Origin of the sequence: Spirillospora sp. CA-128828, assembly GCF_050945415.1 — a bacterium.
Lineage (GTDB): Bacteria > Actinomycetota > Actinomycetes > Streptosporangiales > Streptosporangiaceae > Spirillospora.
The window spans coordinates 8,957,062-8,977,424 of sequence record NZ_CP191986.1; the positions used below are offsets into that span (position 1 = coordinate 8,957,062).

General features: G+C 69.7%; 18 protein-coding genes and 1 riboswitch. Of the genes, 7 read left to right on the forward strand and 11 right to left on the reverse strand.

Features of this window, described 5'->3' with window-relative positions:
- Window positions 1-13: 13 nt before the first annotated feature.
- Together ACQPXG_RS43010 and ACQPXG_RS43015 are read right to left on the reverse strand one after the other, a co-directional pair.
- Window positions 14-616 carry a TetR family transcriptional regulator gene (locus tag ACQPXG_RS43010; RefSeq protein WP_433464892.1) on the reverse strand — a complete coding sequence of 201 codons (603 nt, stop codon included), beginning with the start codon at window positions 614-616 and terminating at the stop codon, window positions 14-16.
- Window positions 613-1,500, reverse strand: a complete 888-nt coding sequence (locus ACQPXG_RS43015; RefSeq protein ID WP_433464893.1) for a sugar phosphate isomerase/epimerase family protein — start codon at window positions 1,498-1,500, stop codon at window positions 613-615. The genes ACQPXG_RS43010 and ACQPXG_RS43015 overlap by 4 nt, the downstream gene beginning before the upstream one ends.
- A 129-nt stretch (window positions 1,501-1,629) precedes the next feature.
- Between ACQPXG_RS43015 and ACQPXG_RS43020 the strand changes: the two genes are divergently transcribed.
- The 4 genes from ACQPXG_RS43020 to disA all read left to right on the forward strand — a co-directional run bounded on the left by ACQPXG_RS43020 (window position 1,630) and on the right by disA (window position 6,295).
- Window positions 1,630-2,328 (forward strand): class I SAM-dependent methyltransferase, encoded by a 699-nt coding sequence (locus ACQPXG_RS43020; RefSeq protein WP_433464894.1) that lies wholly within the window; start codon window positions 1,630-1,632, stop codon window positions 2,326-2,328.
- 34 nt (window positions 2,329-2,362) lie between these two features.
- Window positions 2,363-3,439 (forward strand): alpha/beta fold hydrolase, encoded by a 1,077-nt coding sequence (locus tag ACQPXG_RS43025; protein WP_433464895.1) that lies wholly within the window; start codon window positions 2,363-2,365, stop codon window positions 3,437-3,439.
- A 238-nt stretch (window positions 3,440-3,677) separates the two neighbouring features.
- Complete coding sequence (gene radA, locus ACQPXG_RS43030) at window positions 3,678-5,099, forward strand: DNA repair protein RadA (RefSeq protein WP_433464896.1); 1,422 nt, start codon at window positions 3,678-3,680, stop codon at window positions 5,097-5,099.
- 113 nt (window positions 5,100-5,212) lie between these two features.
- Complete coding sequence (gene disA / locus ACQPXG_RS43035) at window positions 5,213-6,295, forward strand: DNA integrity scanning diadenylate cyclase DisA (RefSeq protein ID WP_433464897.1); 1,083 nt, start codon at window positions 5,213-5,215, stop codon at window positions 6,293-6,295.
- Window positions 6,296-6,328: 33 nt separating this feature from the next.
- Here disA and ACQPXG_RS43040 read toward each other — a convergent pair whose 3' ends face one another.
- Window positions 6,329-6,955, reverse strand: coding sequence for a hypothetical protein (locus ACQPXG_RS43040; RefSeq protein WP_433464898.1), 627 nt, complete (start codon window positions 6,953-6,955; stop codon window positions 6,329-6,331).
- Window positions 6,956-7,024: 69 nt separating this feature from the next.
- On the opposite strand from ACQPXG_RS43040, the gene ACQPXG_RS43045 reads away from it, so the two are divergent.
- Window positions 7,025-7,903 carry an A/G-specific adenine glycosylase gene (locus ACQPXG_RS43045; RefSeq protein ID WP_433464899.1) on the forward strand — a complete coding sequence of 293 codons (879 nt, stop codon included), beginning with the start codon at window positions 7,025-7,027 and terminating at the stop codon, window positions 7,901-7,903.
- Here the strand turns inward: ACQPXG_RS43045 and ACQPXG_RS43050 are convergent.
- Window positions 7,897-9,282: a serine hydrolase gene (locus tag ACQPXG_RS43050; protein WP_433464900.1), complete on the reverse strand. Its 1,386-nt coding sequence runs from the start codon at window positions 9,280-9,282 to the stop codon at window positions 7,897-7,899. The two genes, ACQPXG_RS43045 and ACQPXG_RS43050, sit on opposite strands and share 7 nt — an antisense overlap.
- Window positions 9,283-9,371: 89 nt before the next feature.
- Complete coding sequence (locus ACQPXG_RS43055; RefSeq protein ID WP_433464901.1) at window positions 9,372-10,493, reverse strand: NADAR family protein; 1,122 nt, start codon at window positions 10,491-10,493, stop codon at window positions 9,372-9,374.
- Window positions 10,494-10,678: 185 nt separating this feature from the next.
- On the opposite strand from ACQPXG_RS43055, the gene add reads away from it, so the two are divergent.
- Window positions 10,679-11,671 carry an adenosine deaminase gene (gene add, locus ACQPXG_RS43060; protein ID WP_433464902.1) on the forward strand — a complete coding sequence of 331 codons (993 nt, stop codon included), beginning with the start codon at window positions 10,679-10,681 and terminating at the stop codon, window positions 11,669-11,671.
- Between the two features lie 127 nt (window positions 11,672-11,798).
- On the opposite strand, the gene ACQPXG_RS43065 is transcribed toward add, so the two are convergent.
- The 6 genes from ACQPXG_RS43065 to ACQPXG_RS43090 form a co-directional block, all read right to left on the reverse strand.
- Window positions 11,799-12,452, reverse strand: coding sequence for a hypothetical protein (locus tag ACQPXG_RS43065; protein ID WP_433464903.1), 654 nt, complete (start codon window positions 12,450-12,452; stop codon window positions 11,799-11,801).
- 120 nt (window positions 12,453-12,572) lie between these two features.
- Window positions 12,573-15,107: an ATP-dependent Clp protease ATP-binding subunit gene (locus ACQPXG_RS43070; RefSeq protein WP_433464904.1), complete on the reverse strand. Its 2,535-nt coding sequence runs from the start codon at window positions 15,105-15,107 to the stop codon at window positions 12,573-12,575.
- Window positions 15,108-15,528: 421 nt separating this feature from the next.
- Window positions 15,529-15,852: a histone-like nucleoid-structuring protein Lsr2 gene (locus ACQPXG_RS43075; RefSeq protein ID WP_433464905.1), complete on the reverse strand. Its 324-nt coding sequence runs from the start codon at window positions 15,850-15,852 to the stop codon at window positions 15,529-15,531.
- Window positions 15,853-16,828: 976 nt separating this feature from the next.
- Window positions 16,829-17,491 carry an RDD family protein gene (locus tag ACQPXG_RS43080; protein ID WP_433464906.1) on the reverse strand — a complete coding sequence of 221 codons (663 nt, stop codon included), beginning with the start codon at window positions 17,489-17,491 and terminating at the stop codon, window positions 16,829-16,831.
- 7 nt (window positions 17,492-17,498) lie between these two features.
- Window positions 17,499-18,311, reverse strand: coding sequence for an RDD family protein (locus ACQPXG_RS43085; RefSeq protein WP_433464907.1), 813 nt, complete (start codon window positions 18,309-18,311; stop codon window positions 17,499-17,501).
- A gap of 5 nt (window positions 18,312-18,316) precedes the next feature.
- Window positions 18,317-18,835 (reverse strand): amino-acid N-acetyltransferase, encoded by a 519-nt coding sequence (locus tag ACQPXG_RS43090; protein ID WP_433464908.1) that lies wholly within the window; start codon window positions 18,833-18,835, stop codon window positions 18,317-18,319.
- A 260-nt stretch (window positions 18,836-19,095) separates the two neighbouring features.
- Window positions 19,096-19,301, forward strand: a riboswitch (cyclic di-AMP (ydaO/yuaA leader).
- Between the two features lie 3 nt (window positions 19,302-19,304).
- Between ACQPXG_RS43090 and ACQPXG_RS43095 the strand changes: the two genes are divergently transcribed.
- Window positions 19,305-20,300, forward strand: coding sequence for an NlpC/P60 family protein (locus tag ACQPXG_RS43095; RefSeq protein WP_433464909.1), 996 nt, complete (start codon window positions 19,305-19,307; stop codon window positions 20,298-20,300).
- The last annotated feature ends 63 nt before the right edge of the window (window positions 20,301-20,363 follow it).

Genomic DNA, 20,363 nt, shown 5'->3' on the forward strand with positions numbered 1-20,363 from the left:
GTTCTCGTGAGGCTCAGGACGTGAGGTAGCGCTGGATGGTCGGCGCCACCAGCTCGATCAGCTCGTCCTCGGAGGCGGAGGCCAGCGGCTCGATGCAGAGCACGTACCGCAGGATCATCAGGCCGATCATCTGGCCGGCGGCCGCCTGGATCCCGAGCGGCGACGCGTCCGTGGCCTGCCTGGCCCGCCCGAACAGCGCGGACGCGACGAACTCGCGCATCAGCGCCGCCGCCCGCTCGTTCGTCATCGCCGAGCGGAGCATCGCCAGCATCGGCGCCCGGCGGTCGGCGTCCCGCCACACGTCCAGGAACGTGCGGACCATCAGCTCGCCGAGACGGTCCCGGGGAGCCGACAGGATCCGCGGCAGCAGGACGGAGGGGTCCACCGGGAAGCGCATCGCCTCGATGAACACGCCCTCCTTGTTGCCGAAGAAGTGATGGACGAGGGCGGGGTCGACGCCGGCGGCGCGGGCGATGGCGCGCAGCGACGCCCCGTCGTAGCCCTTCTCGGCGAACAGGTCGCGCGCCTCGGCCAGGATCTTCTCGCGGGTCTCGGTCGGGCCGGGCCGGCGACCCGGCCCCCGCGTCCGGCTCCCGGCGGGTCTCGGGTCCGTCACCGCCGCACGCCCCGGCGGGTGATCTCGCCCGCCGAGGTGACCTCCCAGGTGTGGTCGGCCGCGGCAAGGTGCAGGCGGGCGAACGCCAGGGCCTCGGCGAGATCCTCCATCCGCTCCACCCGGCTGGACGCGCGCCGCGTGTTGACCTCCAGGACGACGTGCCCCCGGAAGCCGCCCTCCGCGAGGCTCTCCAGCATCGGGCCGCACGGCTGGTTGCCCCGGCCCGGAACGAGATGCTCGTCCTTGTTCATGACGCCGACACCGTCGGCCAAGTGGATGTGCCGCAGACGGTCGCCCAGGCTCTCCGCCATGTCGATGGCGTCGGAACCCGAAACGGCGGTGTGGGACAGGTCGAGCGTCACGTACGGGTAGTCCTGGTCGACGGGGTTCCAGTCGGGCAGGTACATGCCCGCCTCCGCGCCACGAGCCTTGAGCGGGAACATGTTCTCGACCGCGAACAGGACGTCCGTCTCGTCCTGCATGCGGGCGAGGCCCTCGACGAACTCCTTGGCGTAGTCGCGCTGCCAGCGGAACGGCGGGTGGACGACGACGACCTCGGCGCCCAGTTCCTCGGCGACGTCCTTGGAGCGCACCAGCTTGCCCCACGGGTCGCGCCCCCACACCCGCTGGGTGAGCAGCAGGCAGGGCGCGTGGATCGACTTGATCGGGACCTGGTGGTAGTCGGACAGGCGGCGCAGGACGTTCAGGTCCTGGGACGAGGCGTCCGTCGAGACCATGACCTCGATACCGTCGTACCCCAGCAGCGCGGCGATCTCGAAGGCGCTCGGTACCTTCTCCGGGTAGACCGACGCGGTGGAGAGCGTGATCGGCGCGTCCGGCACGCGGAGCACGGGTGAAGAGACGCCGTTGTGCTGCGGGGTCAAGGCTTCCTCGCCAGGAATGATCGCTCGGCAGTGTACGCAAGGAAAGCCTATGCGGCGGCGGCCGTGATGAAACACTCGCCTGCGGTGATCTGGGTTTCTCCGCCGCGGGCGCGGCTACTCTCTGTCCCCGTGGCCGAGATCGCGCCGGGCGCCGTACCCAGTCCCAACATCTGGAACTCCCCTCATGTCTACGAGCTGGAGAACCGCGCCGTCGACCCGGACGGCGTGCTGGCCGACGCGATGCGGGCGATCCGCCCCTGGACGGGGTCGGACGTCCTGGACCTCGGCTGCGGCACCGGATTCCACCTTCCGTTCTTCGCCGCGGACGCGCACCGCGTGATCGGCGTCGAGCCGCACGCGGGCCTCGCCTCGGCCGCCGCGCGGCGGACGCGCGACCTTCCCAACGTCACCGTCCGTGTCGGCACCGCTCAGGCGTTGCCGCTTCCGGACGCCTCGATCGACGTCGTCCACGTCCGCTGGGCGTACTTCTTCGGGCCGGGCTGCGAGCCGGGCCTGCGCGAACTCGACCGGGTCGTCCGGCGCGGCGGGGCGATCTTCATCATCGACAACGACGCGACCCGCTCCACGTTCGGCCGCTGGTTCCGGCGCAGCCTGCCCAAGTACGATCCGGACGCGGTCGAGCGGTTCTGGACCCGCCGCGGCTTCTCCCGCGAACCCCTGCTGATCCGGTGGTCGTTCCAGAACAGGGAGGATCTGGCCGCGGTGCTCCGGATCGAGTTCCCGCCCGATCTCGCCGACGCCTGCCTGCGCGATCACCCTGGTCTTGAGGTGGACTATGCGGTGAATTTGTGGTGGCGTTGCCCCTGAGTTACTGACTAGTTAGTCACAGGAGGGACGGACCATGGGCCGCACCGCCAAGACGACTCCCGTCACCGCGTCCATGCTTCGCGGCGCTCTCGCCGCCACCGCCCTCGGCGCCGCGGGCGCCGGCGCCGGGATGGTCGCCCAGCGCCGCGCCATGCGCCGCCTGCAGCTGCGGCCCGACCCGTTCGCCGGCGAGCCCTTCGGATCGCTGCGCGGCCGTCCCTGCCCCGTCCGCGCCGACGACGGCACGCGCCTGTACGCCGAGATCGACGGCGAGGACCGCACCGACCTCGCCGTCGTGTTCTCCCACGGCTGGACGCTCACCCAGGACTCCTGGCACTTCCAGCGCAAGGCCCTGCGCGGCCTCGGCCGGCTCGTCTTCTGGGACCACCGCGGCCACGGCCGCTCCGACGGCGGCGCCCGCGACGGCTACGCCGTCCCCCGCCTGGCCCGCGACCTCGCCGCCGTCATCGACGCGACCGTCCCCGCCGAGACGCCCGTCGTCCTCGTCGGGCACTCCATGGGGGGCATGACCGTCCTGCGGTACGCCGACGAGAACCCCGAACTCCTCGGACGAAAGATCCTCGCGACGGGGCTGCTCTGCACGTCGTCCGGCGGCTTGGGCGAGGTCACGCTCGGCCTGCCGACGCTGGTCGCACGGACCACGCAACGCGTCCTCCCGCGCGCGCTCGGCGCCCTCGGCGCGGGCTCGGGCGCCATCGAGCGGGTCCGCCACCTCGGCCGCGACGCCGCCACCCTCATCGAGGACCTCATCGCCTTCGGCCCGGACGCCGGCCCCGCCGCGGTCGCGTTCGCCGAGCAGATGATGACCGAGACCCGGATGGACGCCTTCGTCGACTTCTTCCGCTCCATGATCACGACCGAGGTGATCAGCGACTGCGCGTCCCTCGGCGCCGCCGACACCCTCGTCATCGGCGCGGAGAACGACATGCTCACCCCGGTCGAGCACAGCCTCAAGATCGCCTCCTGCGTCCCGTCCGGCCGCCTGGAGATCATCCCCACCGCCGGCCACATGGCCATGCTCGAACGCCCCAGCACAGTCTCCGACCACCTCGGCGACCTAATACAACGAGCCCGCAAACAAACCGATTAGCCCACGGGGCCCCTGGGTCTGAGCCTCAGCCGGGGCGCGGGCAGGCGCGTGGAGCGAGTGCAGCGAGCGGAGCGCGCATGCCCGTCGAGCCGGGCGACCGCAGCGACACACCACAAACCCGCACGGTCACGGTGACCTCAGCCGTGGCGTGAGGATCGACCGGCTCGTGACGGGGGGTTCCAGGGGGGTCGCTACCCCTGGGCCAGCACTGTCGGTGCGTGGCTTTAGGCTGCCGCGCATGGCGAAGGCTAAGACGGCTAAGGCCGCCTACCGGTGCTCGGAGTGCGGGTGGCAGACGTCCAAGTGGGTGGGACGCTGCGGCGAATGCCAGACGTGGGGGACGGTCACCGAGGCGGCGTCCGCGACTCCGGCGCGGGTCGTGTCCGCCGGGCCGGTCAGCGCGCCGGCGCGTCCGATCGGGAAGGTCGACGTCCGGACGGCGCAGACGCGCCCGACGGGGCTGGACGAGCTGGACCGGGTGCTCGGGGGCGGGATCGTGCCGGGGGCCGTCCTGCTGCTGGCGGGCGAACCGGGCATCGGGAAGTCGACGCTGCTGCTGGAGGTCGCCGCGCTGGCCTCGACGGGCTCGGACGGCGCGGGCAGGAACGTCCTGTACGTGACGGGTGAGGAGTCGGCCGAGCAGGTGCGGCTCCGCGCCGACCGGGTCGGGGCGATCACGGACCACCTGTACCTGGCGGCGGAGATGGAGCTGTCCGCCGTCCTCGGGCACATCGACTCGGTGGAGCCGACGCTTCTCGTGGTCGACTCGATCCAGACGATCGGGACGTCCGAGGTGGACGGCGCGCCCGGCGGCGTCACCCAGATCCGGGAGGTCGCGGCCAACCTGATCAGGGTCGCGAAGGAGCGCGGCATCACCGTCGTGCTGGTCGGCCACGTCACGAAGGAGGGCGCGATCGCCGGGCCACGGCTGCTGGAGCACCTGGTCGACGTCGTCCTGTACTTCGAGGGCGACCGGCACTCCCGGCTCCGCATGATCCGCGCGGTGAAGAACCGCTACGGGCCGACGGACGAGCTGGGCTGCTTCGACCTGTCCGAGGTCGGCATCGTCGGGCTGCCCGACCCGAGCGGCCTGTTCCTGACCCGCCGCGAGGAGCCCGTGCCGGGGACGTGCGTGACCGTGACCCTGGAGGGGCGGCGGCCGCTGGTCGCGGAGGTGCAGTCGCTGGTCGCGAAGTCGCATCTGCCGGCGCCGCGGCGGGCGACGTCCGGGCTCGACACGTCCCGCGTCGCGATGGTCCTCGCCGTCCTCGCGCAGCGCTGCAAGATCTCCATGCACGAGCAGGACGTGTACGTCTCGACGGTCGGCGGGGTGCGGCTCACCGAGACGTCCGTCGACCTGGCGCTCGCGCTGTCCGTCGCCGGGTCCACGGTCGAGCAGGCGCTGTCCAACAGCCTGATCGCGCTCGGCGAAGTCGGCCTCGCGGGGGAGGTCCGCGTCGTGCCCGGCGTCCAGCGGCGGCTCGCCGAGGCGGCCCGGCTCGGGTTCAAGCACGCCGTGGTCCCGCGCGGCTCCCTCGAACTCGCCGACGGGTCGCCGCTCAAACGCGCGGATCCGCAGCTCAGCAGCTACGAGGGCATGAAGGTGATGGAGGTCGACAGCCTGAAACAGGCGCTCCAGGTGTCGTTTACGGCACCCTGACGGAAGTCACGCCAGAGTATTACTGCATACAACTCGGGCATGCGACCTGGGGAGGAACCGGGGCGCGGCCCGCCTCGGTAAACTGACGCCGTCCAGCGACCTCCGGGGGTCAGGTGCCATCACACGACAAGGGTCATGACGAACGACGCCGCGCCACGTTGGCCGCGGTGGCTCCCGGCACCCAGATCCGCGACGGGCTCGAACGGATTCTGCGGGGCCACACCGGCGGCCTGATCGTGCTCGGCTACGACAAGCCGGTCGAGGAACTCTGCACGGGCGGTTTCGAGCTCGACGTCGAGTTCTCCGCCACCCGGCTGCGCGAGCTCGCCAAGATGGACGGCGCGATCGTCCTCGACGACAGCCACACCCGCATCGTCCGCGCCGCCGTCCACCTCGTGCCGGACTCGACCCTCCCCACCGAAGAGTCGGGCACCCGCCATCGCACTGCGGAACGCGTGGCCCGCCAGACCGGCCTGCCGGTCATCTCGGTGAGCCAGTCGATGCACATCATCGCGTTGTATCTGGACGGCATCCGCTACGTCCTGGAGGACTCGGCGGCCATCCTGTCCAAGGCCAACCAGGCCCTGGCGACGCTCGAACGCTACAAACTCCGGCTCGACGAGGTGTCCGGCACCCTGTCCGCGCTGGAGATCGAGGACCTCGTCACCGTCCGGGACGTCAGCGCCGTCGTCCAGCGCCTTGAGATGGTGCGCCGCATCGCCGACGAGATCGAGGGCTATGTCGTCGAGCTCGGCACCGACGGCCGGCTCCTCTCCCTCCAGCTGGACGAGCTGGTGTCCGGCGTCGACGCCGACCGGGAACTGATCGTCCGCGACTACCCGTCCGACGACACCCGCGCCCGCGGCGTGGACGCCATCCTTTCCGCGCTGGACACCCTGTCGGCCAACGACCTCCTGGATCTGTCCACGGTGGCCGAGGTGATGGGCTTCTCCGGCCCGGACGCTCTCGACCTTCCCGTCAGCCCCAAGGGTTTCCGGCTGCTCGCCAAGGTGCCCCGGCTGCCCGGCATGGTCGTCGAACGCCTCGTCGAGCACTTCGGCGGCCTGCAGAAGCTTCTCGCCGCCAGCATCGACGACCTCCAGGCCGTCGGCGGTGTCGGCGAGTCGCGTGCCCGCAGCGTCCGGGAGGGCCTCTCCCGCCTGGCCGAGTCGTCCATCCTCGAACGCTACGTGTGACCCTGAATCCAGGCCGGGCACAGCGTGCCCGGCTCAGCGGAGACTGAAGATCAGTTTCTTGACCTTCGCGCCCTTCAAGGCGGCCACGTAGGTGCCGGGACGGGCATGGGCGGCGGCTTCGCAGCCGCGTTGGCGGCCCCACGCGACGTTGTCGACGTAGGGGATGCCCCGCCGGAGCGTCTCCTTCGGCGCCTTGCCCTTGCGGCACCTGTCGGACGACCAGATCCGATCCGCACCCGACGTGATGCGGACGTCCAGCCATCCCGTGTCGAACGCGCAGGAACCCTTGCCCGTGTTGACGACCGTGATGCGAAATTCAGGCCGTTCGGAACCCTGGTAGGTGTTCTTCGGGACGGACATGTTGACGACGAGGTCCTTGTCGTCGCAGGGACCTCCGTCGGCCGGCTCCGGCGGCTCGGGTGTGGTCGTCGTGGTGACGGTGACCGTCGGCATCGCGCTGGGCGGCGGAGGAGGGCTCGCGCTGTCCGCGGCGCCCGCGTTCCGGACCGGCTCGTCCTCCCCCGCGCCGCCGGTGCCTCCGGCGCACGCCCAGGCCAGCAGTCCGACGGCGCCGAGAACGCCGCCGAGGGCCACCACGCGCCGCCGCCAGTATTGATCGAGTCCCGAACCGGCCCGGTCACGTTCAGTGCTCGCCCCCATGCGGTCAGTATGCATTCACCGAACCGGAAAGAGGGGCCGACCCGCCGCGTGCCACAATGGCGACGCGCCATGAACCTCAACTCCGTGTACACCGCCCCGATCCTCGACTGGTACGAGGCGAACGCCCGGGATCTCCCGTGGCGGGCGCCGGACGCGACCCCCTGGGGCGTCCTCGTCAGCGAGATCATGCTTCAGCAGACGCCGGTCTCCCGCGTCCTGCCCGTGTGGGACGCGTGGCTGACCCGCTGGCCGGCACCCGCGGCGCTGGCCGCCGAACCGTCCGGCGAGGCCGTCCGGGCGTGGGGGCGGCTCGGCTACCCGCGGCGCGCGCTGCGGCTGCACGAGAGCGCCCGGGCGATCACCGAACGGCACGGCGGCGAGGTGCCGTCGTCGCATGCGGACCTGCTGGCGCTTCCCGGCATCGGCGCCTACACGGCCGCCGCCGTCGCGAGCTTCGCGTTCCGCCAGCGGCACGCTGTCCTGGACACCAATGTCCGGCGCGTGCTGGCCCGGCTGCTGTCCGGGGACGAGTACCCGCCGAAGTCGCAGACGAAGGCCGAGGTCGAACGCGCCGAGCGCCTGCTGCCGGCCGATCCGGCGACCGCCGCGCGCTGGGCCGTCGCCGTCATGGAACTGGGCGCGCTGGTCTGCACCGCCCGCACCCCGCGCTGCGTCGACTGCCCGGTGATCGGCCAATGCGCGTGGCAGCTCGCCGGCCGACCCGCCTACGACGGCCCGCCGCGCCGCGGCCAGACGTACGCCGGCACGGACCGCCAGTGCCGCGGCCGAATCCTCGCCGTCCTACGCGACGCCGAGGGTCCGGTGCCGAAACCGGCCCTCGACGTCGTCTGGTCGGACGCCGTCCAACGCGAACGCGCCCTGGACGCTCTCATCGCCGACGGCCTGGTGGACCCGCTGGAGGACGGCCGCTACGCCCTCCCTCAGTGACCGGCGCGGCGCTTCTCGTAGGAGTCCATGGTCCGGCCCAGCTTCGCGAACTTCTCGGTGAACGAGAACGGGAAGATTCCGGGGGGCGTCTCGGGGCGCCCGGCGTCGACGTACTGCGTGCCGAGGTTCGAGAAGACGACGATGACGTAGCTGCGGCCGCCCTTGCCGGGCAGGGCACGGACGATTCCCGCGTCGGCCCCCGAGTTGTTCACCCAGCCCGTCTTGTGCGCGAACGTGACCTCGGCCCGCTTGTTGCAGGGACGGACGTCGCGGCCGAACTTGTTGCCGTCGACGGTCACGGTGCCGTCCGCGCCGATCCAGCGCTTCGGGGCGGCGTTCGGCAGGCCGGCCGCCGGATACGTCCCGCCGCACCAGTTCGTCGTTGACAGCATGTCGTTGAAGCCCTGCTGCGCGAGCTCCGCGCGGAAGAACTTGCGCGACGCCGGGCTCAGCACGTCGTCGCTCTTCACGGGCTTGCCGTTCGGCGCCGTCCATACGGTGCCGGGAGCGCCGTTGACGAGGGTGAGCAGCTTGGCGGTGTCGAGCGAGCTCATCGTGATCTCGTTCGACCAGCGGCCGCCGTTGGAGGCCCTGGTGCCCTTGAGCTGGAGCGTCTCAAGGCCGAGGTCCTGGAACGCCTGGTTGAGCGAGTCGACGGCATGGTGGTCGTGCAGCAGCTTGATCAGCGCGCATGACGCGGCGTTGGACGACGACGTCAGCGACGCGTCCATGTACTTGCGGACGGTGTTGCTGGTGGCCTCGCCGCACAGGGGGCTGATCTCGGTCGGGGCGTAGGAGTAGGTGTCGTCGAGCTTGATCTCGCCCTGGTCGACGAGCCGCAGAACCCCGAAGTTGACCATGAGCTTCAGGACGGACGCGGGATAGTCGAGCATGTGGTCGAGGGGCGCGTTCTCCCTGCCCGGAACCACGTCGATGGTCCCCTGACCTTTGTTCTTGTACCACCCGGCATCGTCCCACTGGCGCCAGCGCACGCTCGTGGTGGACAGGTTCCGGTCCACGGGCACGACGACGCCGTGCTGGTGGCGCGGGCTCATCAGAACGGTGCCGGACGAGACGGGGCGGCCCCGCTTGTCCAGTTCGATGATCGTCGCGTCCATCTGCGGCTGCTGGACGATCGGCTTGGGGTCGGCCGCGGCGAACGGGCGCGTGCGCTGGGCCTCCTTGTCGATGGGATTCCGCGCCGAGCGGAGTTGCGCCGTGGTCGGCGGCGCCGTGTCGAGCACCTCCTGGAACCTGAGCCGGTCCATGACCTGCCGCAGCTGCTCCGCGACCTTGCTCGTCTTCCCCACGTCGGCGACCGGCGCCGCCTCGACCCGTCCCGGCGCGGCGGTGCAACCCGCCAGCGCCGCCGCGGTCACTAACCCGACCGCCCCGTACACCAGCCTCTGCTTCACAGCATTTCCCTTCCCCGATGACAGAGTTGATCATCTTAGGCGCGTGGGGCGCGTCAGGGAAAGGGAATGCCGGATTTTTGGGCCCGCATTTCGGAGCGGACGAGTTCGAGAAGGCGCCCCACCCAGTTACGCCCCATTCCGCCACGCGTGATCCAGTGGTCGGACTCCATCCCGGTGTAAGCGATGGGCGCGTCGCCCGTTCCGAGCAGCACTTTCGCCAGGTCGGGATGCTGTGCGTATTTGGCACGCAGGAGGCCTGCCATCACCGCCGTCCGGATCTGCGGCCAGTCCTGCACGCGGGGCGCGCCCTCGGCGATCTTCTGGGCGTCGTACGGGCGCCCGGCCGCGCGGATCCGCTCCCGCGCCCTGGGATCGGCGGTGGACAGGGCCCAGTAGGCGTGCACGACCGACGGGTAGACGACCTCTCCGACCTCGATCGGGGCCGGGCAGTCGTTCTGCAGCGCGTCGATTCCCGCGTCCTCTGGCCAGCCTTTTGGAAATACGCGTCCGCCGAGGTGGATCGTCCCTTCCGCCGGCTCGGCCGGGTCGTCCGCCGGGCGTTTGGATTCGTACTCGGCCCGCGCCCGGTCCCGGTCGGCGAAGTACGCCAGCGCCCATTCGCGCATGTCCTCGGTGATCTCGTCATCGTCGAACCATCCGCCTATGGGGCGCTCGCCGATATCCGTGCACAGGAAGACCAGCGGCCGGTCCTTGTAGTTCATGTCGCCGAGCGAGTAATGGCGCTTGTGCTCGGGGATGGCCAGGTACGCCTCCCGCAGCGCCAGCCGGTCGGCCTCGTCGCGCGACTCCAGGTACCGGTCCAGCGCCGCCATGCAGCGGTCGGTGGAGTCGGGACGGTCGTTCAACTTCTCGATGTCGTCGGCCACCTCCCCCAGAAGCATCTCCGCGGTGAGGCCGAACATGGGTTCCGAGACCTTCCAGCGGCCCAGTTCGAACGCGCTGATCTCACCGCCCTCGGGTACCTCCGTCACCACCCAGCCGCTTTCGAGCTTCTCGCGCAGGCCGTCCAGGTCGACCCATTCCCAGCAGTTGATCGCACCGTCCGCGAACACCAGCAGGTTCGTGAGGTGGTACGAGAAGTTGTGGATGAAGACGGGACGCACGACCCCTTCGATGCGCCGCCCGTCCTCGATGCGGTGGACTCTGTTCAACACGATGCTCGTGGGCTCCTCACCGGATGCCGGCCGATCGGCCGGACGTCGACCGTTGGGCGATCCAGAGGCGCAAGCGGTTCCATCCGGGCGCCGTGAGCACATCGTGCGCGGCGACGTCGTCGGTGGCGCGAGGTCGACGCGAATAATGGTTGGTCAGCCTGCCGACGGGCCCGTACCGTACGGCCGTGCGCGATCTACTGACCCTGCCCAAAGCCCACCTGCACGTCCATCTGGAAAGCACCGTGCGGTGGAGCACGCTCCGCGAGATCGGCACGGCCAACGGCGTACAGATCCCTGACAACGTCGGCCGGTTCGGCGATTTCGCCTCCTTCTTCGCGCAGAACGACCTCGTCCGCGCATGCTTGCGGCAGCCCGCCGACTTCCGCCGGATCGCCTACGAGTACTGCGAGGACGAGGCCGCCCAGGGCACCCGCTACGCCGAGGTCTCCTTCACGGCCGCCGCGCACGGCGAGCGCCTCGGCGATATGGGCATGCCGCTCGCGGCCGTCCTGGAGGGCCTGGAGGCCGGTCAGGACGCCTTCGGGATCGAGTGCCGCCTCATCCTCGACCATTCCCGCCGCCGCTCGGTGGACCGTGCCTGGCGGACCCTCGACCTCGCCCGCCGCCATGACCGCGTGGTCGCCATCGGCCTCGCCGGCGACGAGGCCCACCCCGGGGACCCGTTCACCGAGGTGTTCGCCGCCGCCCGGGACGCCGGGCTCCACGTCGTCCACCACGCGGGCGAGGGCGAGGGCCCGGCCAGCATCCGGCAGGCGCTCGGTCCGGGCCGCACCGAGCGGCTCGGCCACGGCATCCGTGTCCTGGACGACCCGGATCTCGTGGCGGAGGTGCGAGAACGCGGGATCCCGCTCGAAGTGTGCCCGTCCTCCAACGTCGCCCTGGGCTTCGCCTCGACCCTCGACACCCACCCCCTCCCCCGGCTCCGCGACGCGGGCTTGGTCGTCACCCTCAACACCGACATCCCCTCCTTGATCGGCACGCCCCTCACCACCGAGTACACCCGGGTCCGCGACACCTTCGGCTACGACGACGCGACCCTCGCCGACCTGGCCCACGCCGCCACCGAAGCCTCCTTCGCCCCGCCACCGACCAAGACCCGCCTGCACAAGGAGATCAACACCTGGCTGACCACCCCCGCCCAACCCAACACCCCCTGACCCCTACACGCGCCCATGCGCTGTGCGCGCCCTGCCGTCCCCCGTGGCGCCTGTGGTGCCCCCCTCGGCCGCGCGACGCGCGTCAACGCACCCTTAGGTGGCCGCCTCGAACGTTCTGGCTTGGTTCTCAGAGCTTTGTCAGGGGGCCGCTTCGGATCTCGCGTAGGAAGGGGTCGGTGTCGTCCTCCCATTCCGAGGGCGCCCGCACGACCGGGTGGACCGGCAGGCCCAGGCGTGCCGCGGCCTCCTGCGCCGCGTCGTGGACAATGTCGGGTGAGAGCTCGCCGATGACCAGGACCTCCACGTCCCCCGGCTGATCGCCCGGCCTGTCGGCATGACGGTCTGCCCAGGCACCGAACAGGTAGATCTCGCGGACACCGCGGAGACGCCCGAACTCCTCCTCGATCACCGCCGCCGGGCCGCACGTCAGCGTCAGGAGGCGTGCGAGCGGCTCGTACAAGGGGCTTGCGGTGTTCCCGGCCACCAGGCGACCGGCCAGGGTCCGGCGAAGCGTGAGAAGGTCGGCGCGCGCCAGCCGTTCCACCTCGCGCATCACCGACGCCAGATCGGTCCGGAGCATCACGGCGAGGTCGAGCATCGACACCTCGCGGGCCGGTCCCAGCAGGAGCCGCGCGAGCAGCTCGCCCTGCAGTTGCGACCGGAAGATCGGAAGCCGGGCCGGCGCGCGGGCCCGCACATCCCGCAGGAACGCGTGCGCCAGATCACCCTCGCTTGCCCGGCGGCCGAACTCCGCCGCCGATCCGATCGCATTCGAATACATGTTCGAACACTAGGCGTCGGCTATGACACTTCGGTGAGGCCGCTCTGCTCCCAGGAGGCCCCCGCGCATGCGAAAGGCCCGCGACCGGACGGATCCGGCCGCGGGCCTTTGCGCAGGACGTCAGTCCTTGTTGAAGTTGACCGCGCCCTCGATGGGCGGCGGGCTGTCCGGGACGGTGGACGGCTTCGGGACGCCCTTGAACGTGAACTTGGCGTTCTCCGCCGAGTCCGTGTTCTCCGGGTCGAAGCCCTCGGTACCGACGATCACGATCTGCCCGGGCTTGAGCTCGTTGTACAGGATCTTCTCGGACAGGCTGTCCTCGATCTCCCGCTGGATCGTGCGGCGCAGCGGCCGGGCGCCGAGCACCGGGTCGTAGCCGCGCAGCGCCAGCAGGTCCTTGGCCTCCTGCCGCAGCTCGATGCCCATGTCGCGGTCGTGCAGTCGGTCGTCCACCTTGGCGATCATCAGGTCGACGATCTGGATGATCTCCTTCGGGGTGAGCTGGTGGAACACCACCGTGTCGTCGACGCGGTTGAGGAACTCGGGGCGGAAGTGCTGCTTCAGCTCCTCCGACACCTTCGCCTTCATCCGCTCGTACGAGCCCTGCTCGTCGTTCTGCCGGGCGAAGCCCATGGAGACGCCCTTGGAGATGTCCTTGGACCCCAGGTTCGTCGTCATGATGATGACGGTGTTCTTGAAGTCCACGACACGGCCCTGCGCGTCGGTGAGGCGGCCGTCCTCCAGGATCTGGAGCAGCGAGTTGAAGATGTCCTGGTGGGCCTTCTCGATCTCGTCGAACAGGACGACCGAGAACGGCTTGCGGCGGACCTTCTCCGTCAGCTGGCCGCCCTCCTCGTACCCGACGTAGCCGGGCGGGGAGCCGAACAGCCGCGAGACGGTGTGCTTCTCCATGAACTCGGACATGTCGAGCTGGATCAGCGCGTCCTCGTCGCCGAACAGGAACTCGGCGAGCGTCTTGGACAGCTCCGTCTTACCGACGCCGGACGGGCCGGCGAAGATGAACGAGCCGCCGGGACGCTTCGGGTCCTTCAGCCCGGCGCGGGTGCGCCGGATCGACTGGGAGAGCGCCCTGATGGCGTCCTCCTGGCCGATGACGCGCTTGTGGAGCTCGTCCTCCATGCGCAGCAGCCGGGTCGACTCCTCCTCGGTCAGCTTGAAGACCGGGATGCCGGTGGCGGTGGCGAGGACCTCGGCGATCAGCTCGTCGGTGACCTCGGCGACGACGTCCATGTCGCCGGCCTTCCACTCCTTCTCCCGCTGCGCCTTCTGGCCGAGCAGCTGCTTCTCGGAGTCGCGCAGCGCCGCGGCCTTCTCGAAGTCCTGCGCGTCGATCGCGGACTCCTTGTCGCGCCGGACGTCGGCGATCTTCTCGTCGTACTCGCGCAGGTCCGGCGGCGCGGTCATGCGGCGGATGCGCATCCGCGAGCCGGCCTCGTCGATCAGGTCGATCGCCTTGTCGGGCAGGAACCGGTCGCTGATGTAGCGGTCCGCGAGCTGCGCGGCCGCGACCAGCGCGCTGTCGGTGATCGACACGCGGTGGTGCGCCTCGTAGCGGTCCCGCAGGCCCTTGAGGATCTCGATCGTGTGGGACAGCGACGGCTCGGCGACCTGGATCGGCTGGAAGCGGCGCTCCAGCGCGGCGTCCTTCTCCAGGTGCTTGCGGTACTCGTCCAGCGTGGTCGCGCCGATGGTCTGCAGCTCACCGCGCGCCAGCATCGGCTTGAGGATGGACGCGGCGTCGATCGCGCCCTCGGCGGCGCCCGCGCCGACGAGCGTGTGCAGCTCGTCGATGAACAGGATGATGTCGCCGCGGGTGCGGATCTCCTTCAGCACCTTCTTCAGGCGCTCCTCGAAGTCACCGCGGTACCGGGAGCCGGCGACCAGCGCGCCGAGGTCGAGGGTGTAGAGCTGCTTGTCCTTGAGCGTCTCGGGCACCTCGCCCTTGACGATCTTCTGTGCGAGGCCCTCGACGACGGCGGTCTTGCCGACGCCGGGCTCGCCCACGAGGACGGGGTTGTTCTTGGTGCGGCGGGACAGCACCTGCATGACCCGCTCGATCTCCTTGTCCCGGCCGATGACCGGGTCGAGCTTGCTCTCCCGCGCGGCCTGCGTCAGGTTGCGGCCGAACTGGTCGAGCACAAGGGAGGTGGACGGAGCCGCCTCGGTGGGACCGCCGGAGGCGGCCGGCTCCTTGCCCTGGTAACCGTGCAGCAACTGGATGACCTGCTGGCGAACCCTGTTCAGGTCGGCGCCCAGCTTCACCAGGACCTGGGCGGCGACGCCCTCGCCCTCACGGATCAGGCCGAGCAGGATGTGCTCGGTACCGATGTAGTTGTGGCCGAGCTGCAACGCCTCGCGCAGCGACAGCTCAAGGACCTTCTTGGCACGCGGAGTGAACGGGATGTGGCCCGACGGCGCCTGCTGGCCCTGGCCGATGATCTCTTCGACCTGCTGGCGCACGGCCTCAAGGCTGATGCCGAGGCTCTCCAGAGCCTTGGCAGCCACACCCTCACCCTCGTGGATCAGACCCAGGAGGATGTGCTCGGTGCCGATGTAGTTGTGGTTGAGCATCCTGGCCTCTTCCTGAGCCAGGACGACAACGCGCCGCGCGCGGTCGGTGAACCTCTCGAACATCTCGTCGCTCCTCACAGAGCGGTTGGGCAGAGTCCGGAACGTCCGGAACTGTCCTTCCGCATGCTAGCCCGCCCCGAGGAGGCCGCCCGGTGCACTCCCACCAGGAGACGTTCCCCAGCTATGCGCTGTTCAGTCTCATCCAACTACCGCATCGGTGCGTCATGTTCCCGCTACGCCCCAAGCGAACGAGGGGCTTTCCGCAGGTGGGTCAGGGCGCGGGCCGAGAGTGCCGAATGGGATGGAGTTTCCACCCGCGCGGCCTGTGTACCTCACCGCGGACGCGGCGAACCGCACGGGCGCTACGCCACAAGCGAACGGCTCTTCGCATCGATGTTGAACGCCGGCGAATCCAGGGCGCGTCACTGCGAGCAGCGAACGGCCCGTCCCACGAACGGAGACGGGCCGCCGGTGGCCGTGCGGGTCAGTTGGCCGCCTCGTACTGTTCGATCACGTGGGCCGGGATCCGGCCGCGCTCATTGACCTTGATGCCATTGTTCTTGGCCCAGGCGCGGATCTCGGCACTGCGTTCGCGACTGGACGCGCCGCGCTGCCGGCGGCGGCGCGAGACGGTGCCCGCCTTACGGGACTTGTCGACGAACGGCTGCAGCGATTCCCGCAGCTTCGTCGCGTTGGGGCCACTCAGGTCGATCTCGTAGGAGGCGCCGTCGATCGAGAACGCTACGGTCTCGTCCGCCTCGCCACCGTCGAGGTCGTCGACGAGAAGCACCTGAACCTTCTGTGCCATGGGGACAGACCTTTCAGCTGGAGCAAACTTCAATCGGTTGACAAAGATATACCGAGAACTTCGCCGCTGACAATTCCAACGCACCCGATGAACCGGCGCCCGACCCGAAGTCACCTTCCGCCCGTGACCCGGCGTAATCGACCTCGTCGTTTCCGGCGCGACCTGACCGCAGGACGTGGTCGGCGCCGGGCACGGGTTCCATGAATTTCCAACCTCACCGGACACCGCCCGAGTTTTCATGAGTGACCGCTGTCACGGCGCACCGTGCTGACCTGGGCGGGTGTCCGCACATTGACCCGGGTTTGCGGGCGGCGCCGCCGGCACCGCCGATTAACCCTGGCGTAACGGCGGCAACCCCGCCTCCCACCGGTAATGCGCGGGTGGCCCGCGGCACGTGATCAGCGCTCCGACCGGCCGATGTCGACGGATAACCGGGAGCGGGCGGGCCTCGAAATCTGTTGCCGCGTCCGGGGACGAGAAGTCGGCGACCCGCTTCCCCGTGCGGAAGCCGCCCGCCGCCCTTCATCCCGAAAACGGGAGTTTGAGGCACAATCCCACCCCTGCCCCGCTTCTTCAACCTGACGTCCGAGACCCGCGAGCCCGCCCGCTCCCGCCTCCCCTCCCACGGAGAGGGGCATGCTGCGCGAAAGGTCCGTTCGAAGCGCGGCCGTATCCCGCCCGAAGTAAGTCCACCGGTACCTAACAAGCGGCTCTGTAGAAGCCTTGGCAACGGTTCCTCAGCAACTTCCAAAGCGGAGGCGGCGTCCGGGACGAGACACATCCCGGCCTGATTCGGGACCGTAACCGGAACGAGCTGGCATTCGCCGTCAGCGCCCGGGCGTCCGAAACAGAGCGGGCATCTCAGTGAAAAACGTGCATGGCGCACCTGGACGATCCCGGGCCGCGCGGCAGGCCGCCCACCGCAGTGGGCGGTATCAAGATCTCGCGAGCGCCTCCGCGCGCGTCTGAGAGCGCCTCAGAAGGCCGATGAATCGGGACGCGTGCTTTTTACCACGAGGGTCCCGGCCAGCCTGTCATGGATCGCCTGGCGGCGGTTCCCCTCGAACAACATGCCCGCGTTCGCCACCCAGAAGATGCTCGCGAGCACACCGAGAACGGGAATCGGCCGGACCGCGACCGGCAGTGAATAGACGGCGGCGCGGAGAACCGAACGCAGGACGTCCGGGCGCGCGTGCGCGACGGGCGCCTCCGCAGCGGACGTCTCGGCCGCGGACGTCGCGGTCTCCTCCGGCGCGACGGCCGCCACGGGAACGAATCCCGGCACGGAGGTGGGCAGCACCCACGACCCACCGGCCCCCGCGCCATCGGGCTCCACACCCCCGGGTTCCGCGCCACCGGGCTCCGCAGCGCCCTCTGGGACGGCTTGATCGGTCGACTGAGACGCCGTCACGACGACCTCGATGCCGGCGAGGCGCTTGCCGAGCGTCCGGCCCCAGAGAGCGAGCTGAACCGCCTCGTACAGCAGCATGCATCCGGCCACGGCGGGCGGAGCGACGATGTCCACGGTGTGCCCGGACACGAGGGCGCGCACCACGACGATGACGGGCACACCGACGACGAGCGTGTCGGTCACGCGGGCCAGGAGGCGCTGGCCGGGCTCGGCGAGCGATGCCGCCATCGCGGCCCTACTCCGAGTACTCGGAGTACTCGTCATATCCGACCCGCTCGTCGATGACGAGCGTGCCGGCGAAGCGGTCGTGCAGCGCCTGGTGCAGGGGCTGGTCCCAGATCGCCCACAGGTAGGCCATCAGCGCGCCCGCCCAGACCAGCACCATCCCGTACGCGGCGTAGTCCCACACCATCACCGCCAAGACGAGGAAGAAGAAAACGCCGAGCTGGTAGGCGACATGGGTGATTCCAGCGCGCCAGACGGCCTGCGTCGTGGTGAGCGGGCTCCCCACAGGGCGCGCTTGAACGATGCCGAGACCCAGGACGCGCTTACCAAGCGTTCGCCCCCACATGGACAACTGGACTGCCTCGTATATGAAAGGCAGCACGGACAGGACGCAGAACAGGGTGAAGATGATGGGCCAGTTCCACACACCGCCCTCGTCCTCTGTCTTGCTGCCTGGCTTGCCCAGACCGAACGCACCGATCGTCACCGGCAGGACGAGGGCGAAGCCGAAGACCGCGACGAGCGCGTTGTCGATGATCCGGGCGCCCGCCCGCCGGTAGATCGGGGCCAGCGCCAGGTCAGCATCGCCGTAGGAGTCGCCGTAGGAGCCGTACTCGTCGTAGGCGGGTTCATAGGAGGGCTGCCCGCCCCACTGCTGCGTTTGCGGCTCCTGCCTTTGCTGCTGCCACTGTTGCTGGGACGGCTGTTGCTGGGGCTGCTGCCACTGCGAACCTTGGTACGGAGGCGGCGGGCCGTAGGAACCCTGCCCCTGCTGCGGCAGTCGGGGCCGACGGGGCCGCCCGCGGTTGGGGGAATCGCTCATTTGGGTCAGTCCTCCAGGCGAAGCAACATCCGGGTGTTGCCCAACGTATTCGGCTTGACCCGGTCGAGGTCCAAGAACTCTGCCACGCCTTCGTCGTAGGAGCGGAGAAGTTCCTCGTACACCTCAGGCGCCACCGGAGTGCCCAGGATCGGCTGGAAGCCGTGGCGGGCGAAGAACTCCACTTCGAAGGTAAGGCAGAACACCCTTCGCACACCGAGTTCCCGTGCAGTCTCCAGGAGGCGGGTCACGATCCGGTGCCCGATTCCGCGTCCGCCGCAGCCCTTGTCCACGGCGACCGAGCGGACCTCCGCCAGGTCCTCCCACATGATGTGCAGGGCGCCGCAGCCGATGACCCGCCCGGGCGCCCCGTGCTGGAGGTCCTCGGCGACCCAGAACTCCTGGACGTCCTCGTACAGCTTGACCGTCGTCTTCTTCAGCAGGCGTCGTCCCGACCCGTACAGGTCGACGAGCCTGCGGATCTCCTGGACGTCGGCGGTACGGGCACGCCGGATCACGACTTCCACAAACAAACGAGATTATCGAACACCCGCGACTTACCGAAGCCCCGCCCCCACATCCCGTGACCGCACCGCATGAGTGACTAGATAAAAGCAACTAGGCACCAGCATTGCGCGGTGAGTGAGCCGGAGCACGGGACCAGCCGGGACGGACCCGGCGCATCCGTCGTCCAGCATCCTCACGACCTGCAATTTCGCATGTTCTGGTTGGCATCCAATGCGGGTTCCGTTAGTGTCCTTCGCTGACGTCGGCCGACCGCAGCACCGAGGCCGAACCGCCGAGTCCACGGGCCGCAACCAGCGCCCCGGGGAGCCGGGGACCCACTTTCGGAACGTTCGGGGGATCGCCCCCGAGCCGCCGAACCGAAAGGGGTGAATCCGCAGCCGCGTGTGAAGTATTCGCGCGCCCGCGGACGGGCTCCTCCGGCCCGAACCCGTCAGCTAACCCGGTAGGCGGACAAGGAGAGGAGAATTCGTGGAGCGATCGCGGACTGCTTCCCGTTCACGATTCCGCGGCCGCGCGGCCACCCTGGCCGGCGCGTTCATCGTTCTTTCAGCGGCCCCCCACGCGATCGCACCGCACACGATCGCCGTCGCGCACGCCGACCCCGAGCCGTCCACCAAGGAGCTCAGGTCCAAGGCCCTCAAGCTCGCCGACCAGCTGGAGCAGCTCACCGAGCAGTACAACGGGCTGAAGGTCAAGCTCGCGCAGTCGCAGCGCGCGGCCAAGGTCGCCACCGAGAACGCCAAGCGGCAGGAGAAGTCGCTGGAGGCGATCCGGCAGAAGGTCGGCTCGCTCGCCGCGACGAGCTACATGCAGGGCGGCTCCGACCCCACGGTCTCCTTCGTCGCCTCGCAGGACCCGCAGGCCATCCTCGACCAGGCCGCCACCCTCCACTACTTCGCCAAGCAGGACAGCACCCAGGTACTCGGCCTGATGCAGGCCATGCAGTCCGCGCAGCGGGCGCGCAAGTCCGCCGAGGCGCGCGCCTCGCAGGTGAAGGACCTGCGGACGCAGCTGGAGTCGCAGCGCAAGAAGGTCACCGACACCTACGAGAAGGTCCGCGGCAAGCTCGTCGACAAGGACCCCACCCAGCTCACCAAGCTTCCCGTCATCGGCACCGGCAAGGCGGCGCAGGCGCTCCGGTACGCGATGGGCAAGATCGGCCGCCCGTACGTGTGGGGCGCCGCCGGGCCGACCACCTTCGACTGCTCCGGCCTGACGATGTGGGCCTACAAGCAGGTCGGCATCAATCTGCCGCACTACACCGGCAGCCAGTGGAACGCCGGCACGCACGTGTCGCGCAGCGAGCTCCAGCCGGGCGACCTCGTGTTCTTCTACTCCGACCTCCACCACATGGGCATGTACGTCGGCGACGGCAAGATGCTGCACGCGCCGCAGACCGGCGACGTCGTGAAGATCGCTCCGATGGCCGGGCGACCCTTCGCCGGCGGCGTGCGCGTGGCCTGACCCCCGGACCTCCACCGGACGCGTGCAATCGTCTCGACCGCCCATGCCGAGCGACCGGGGCCG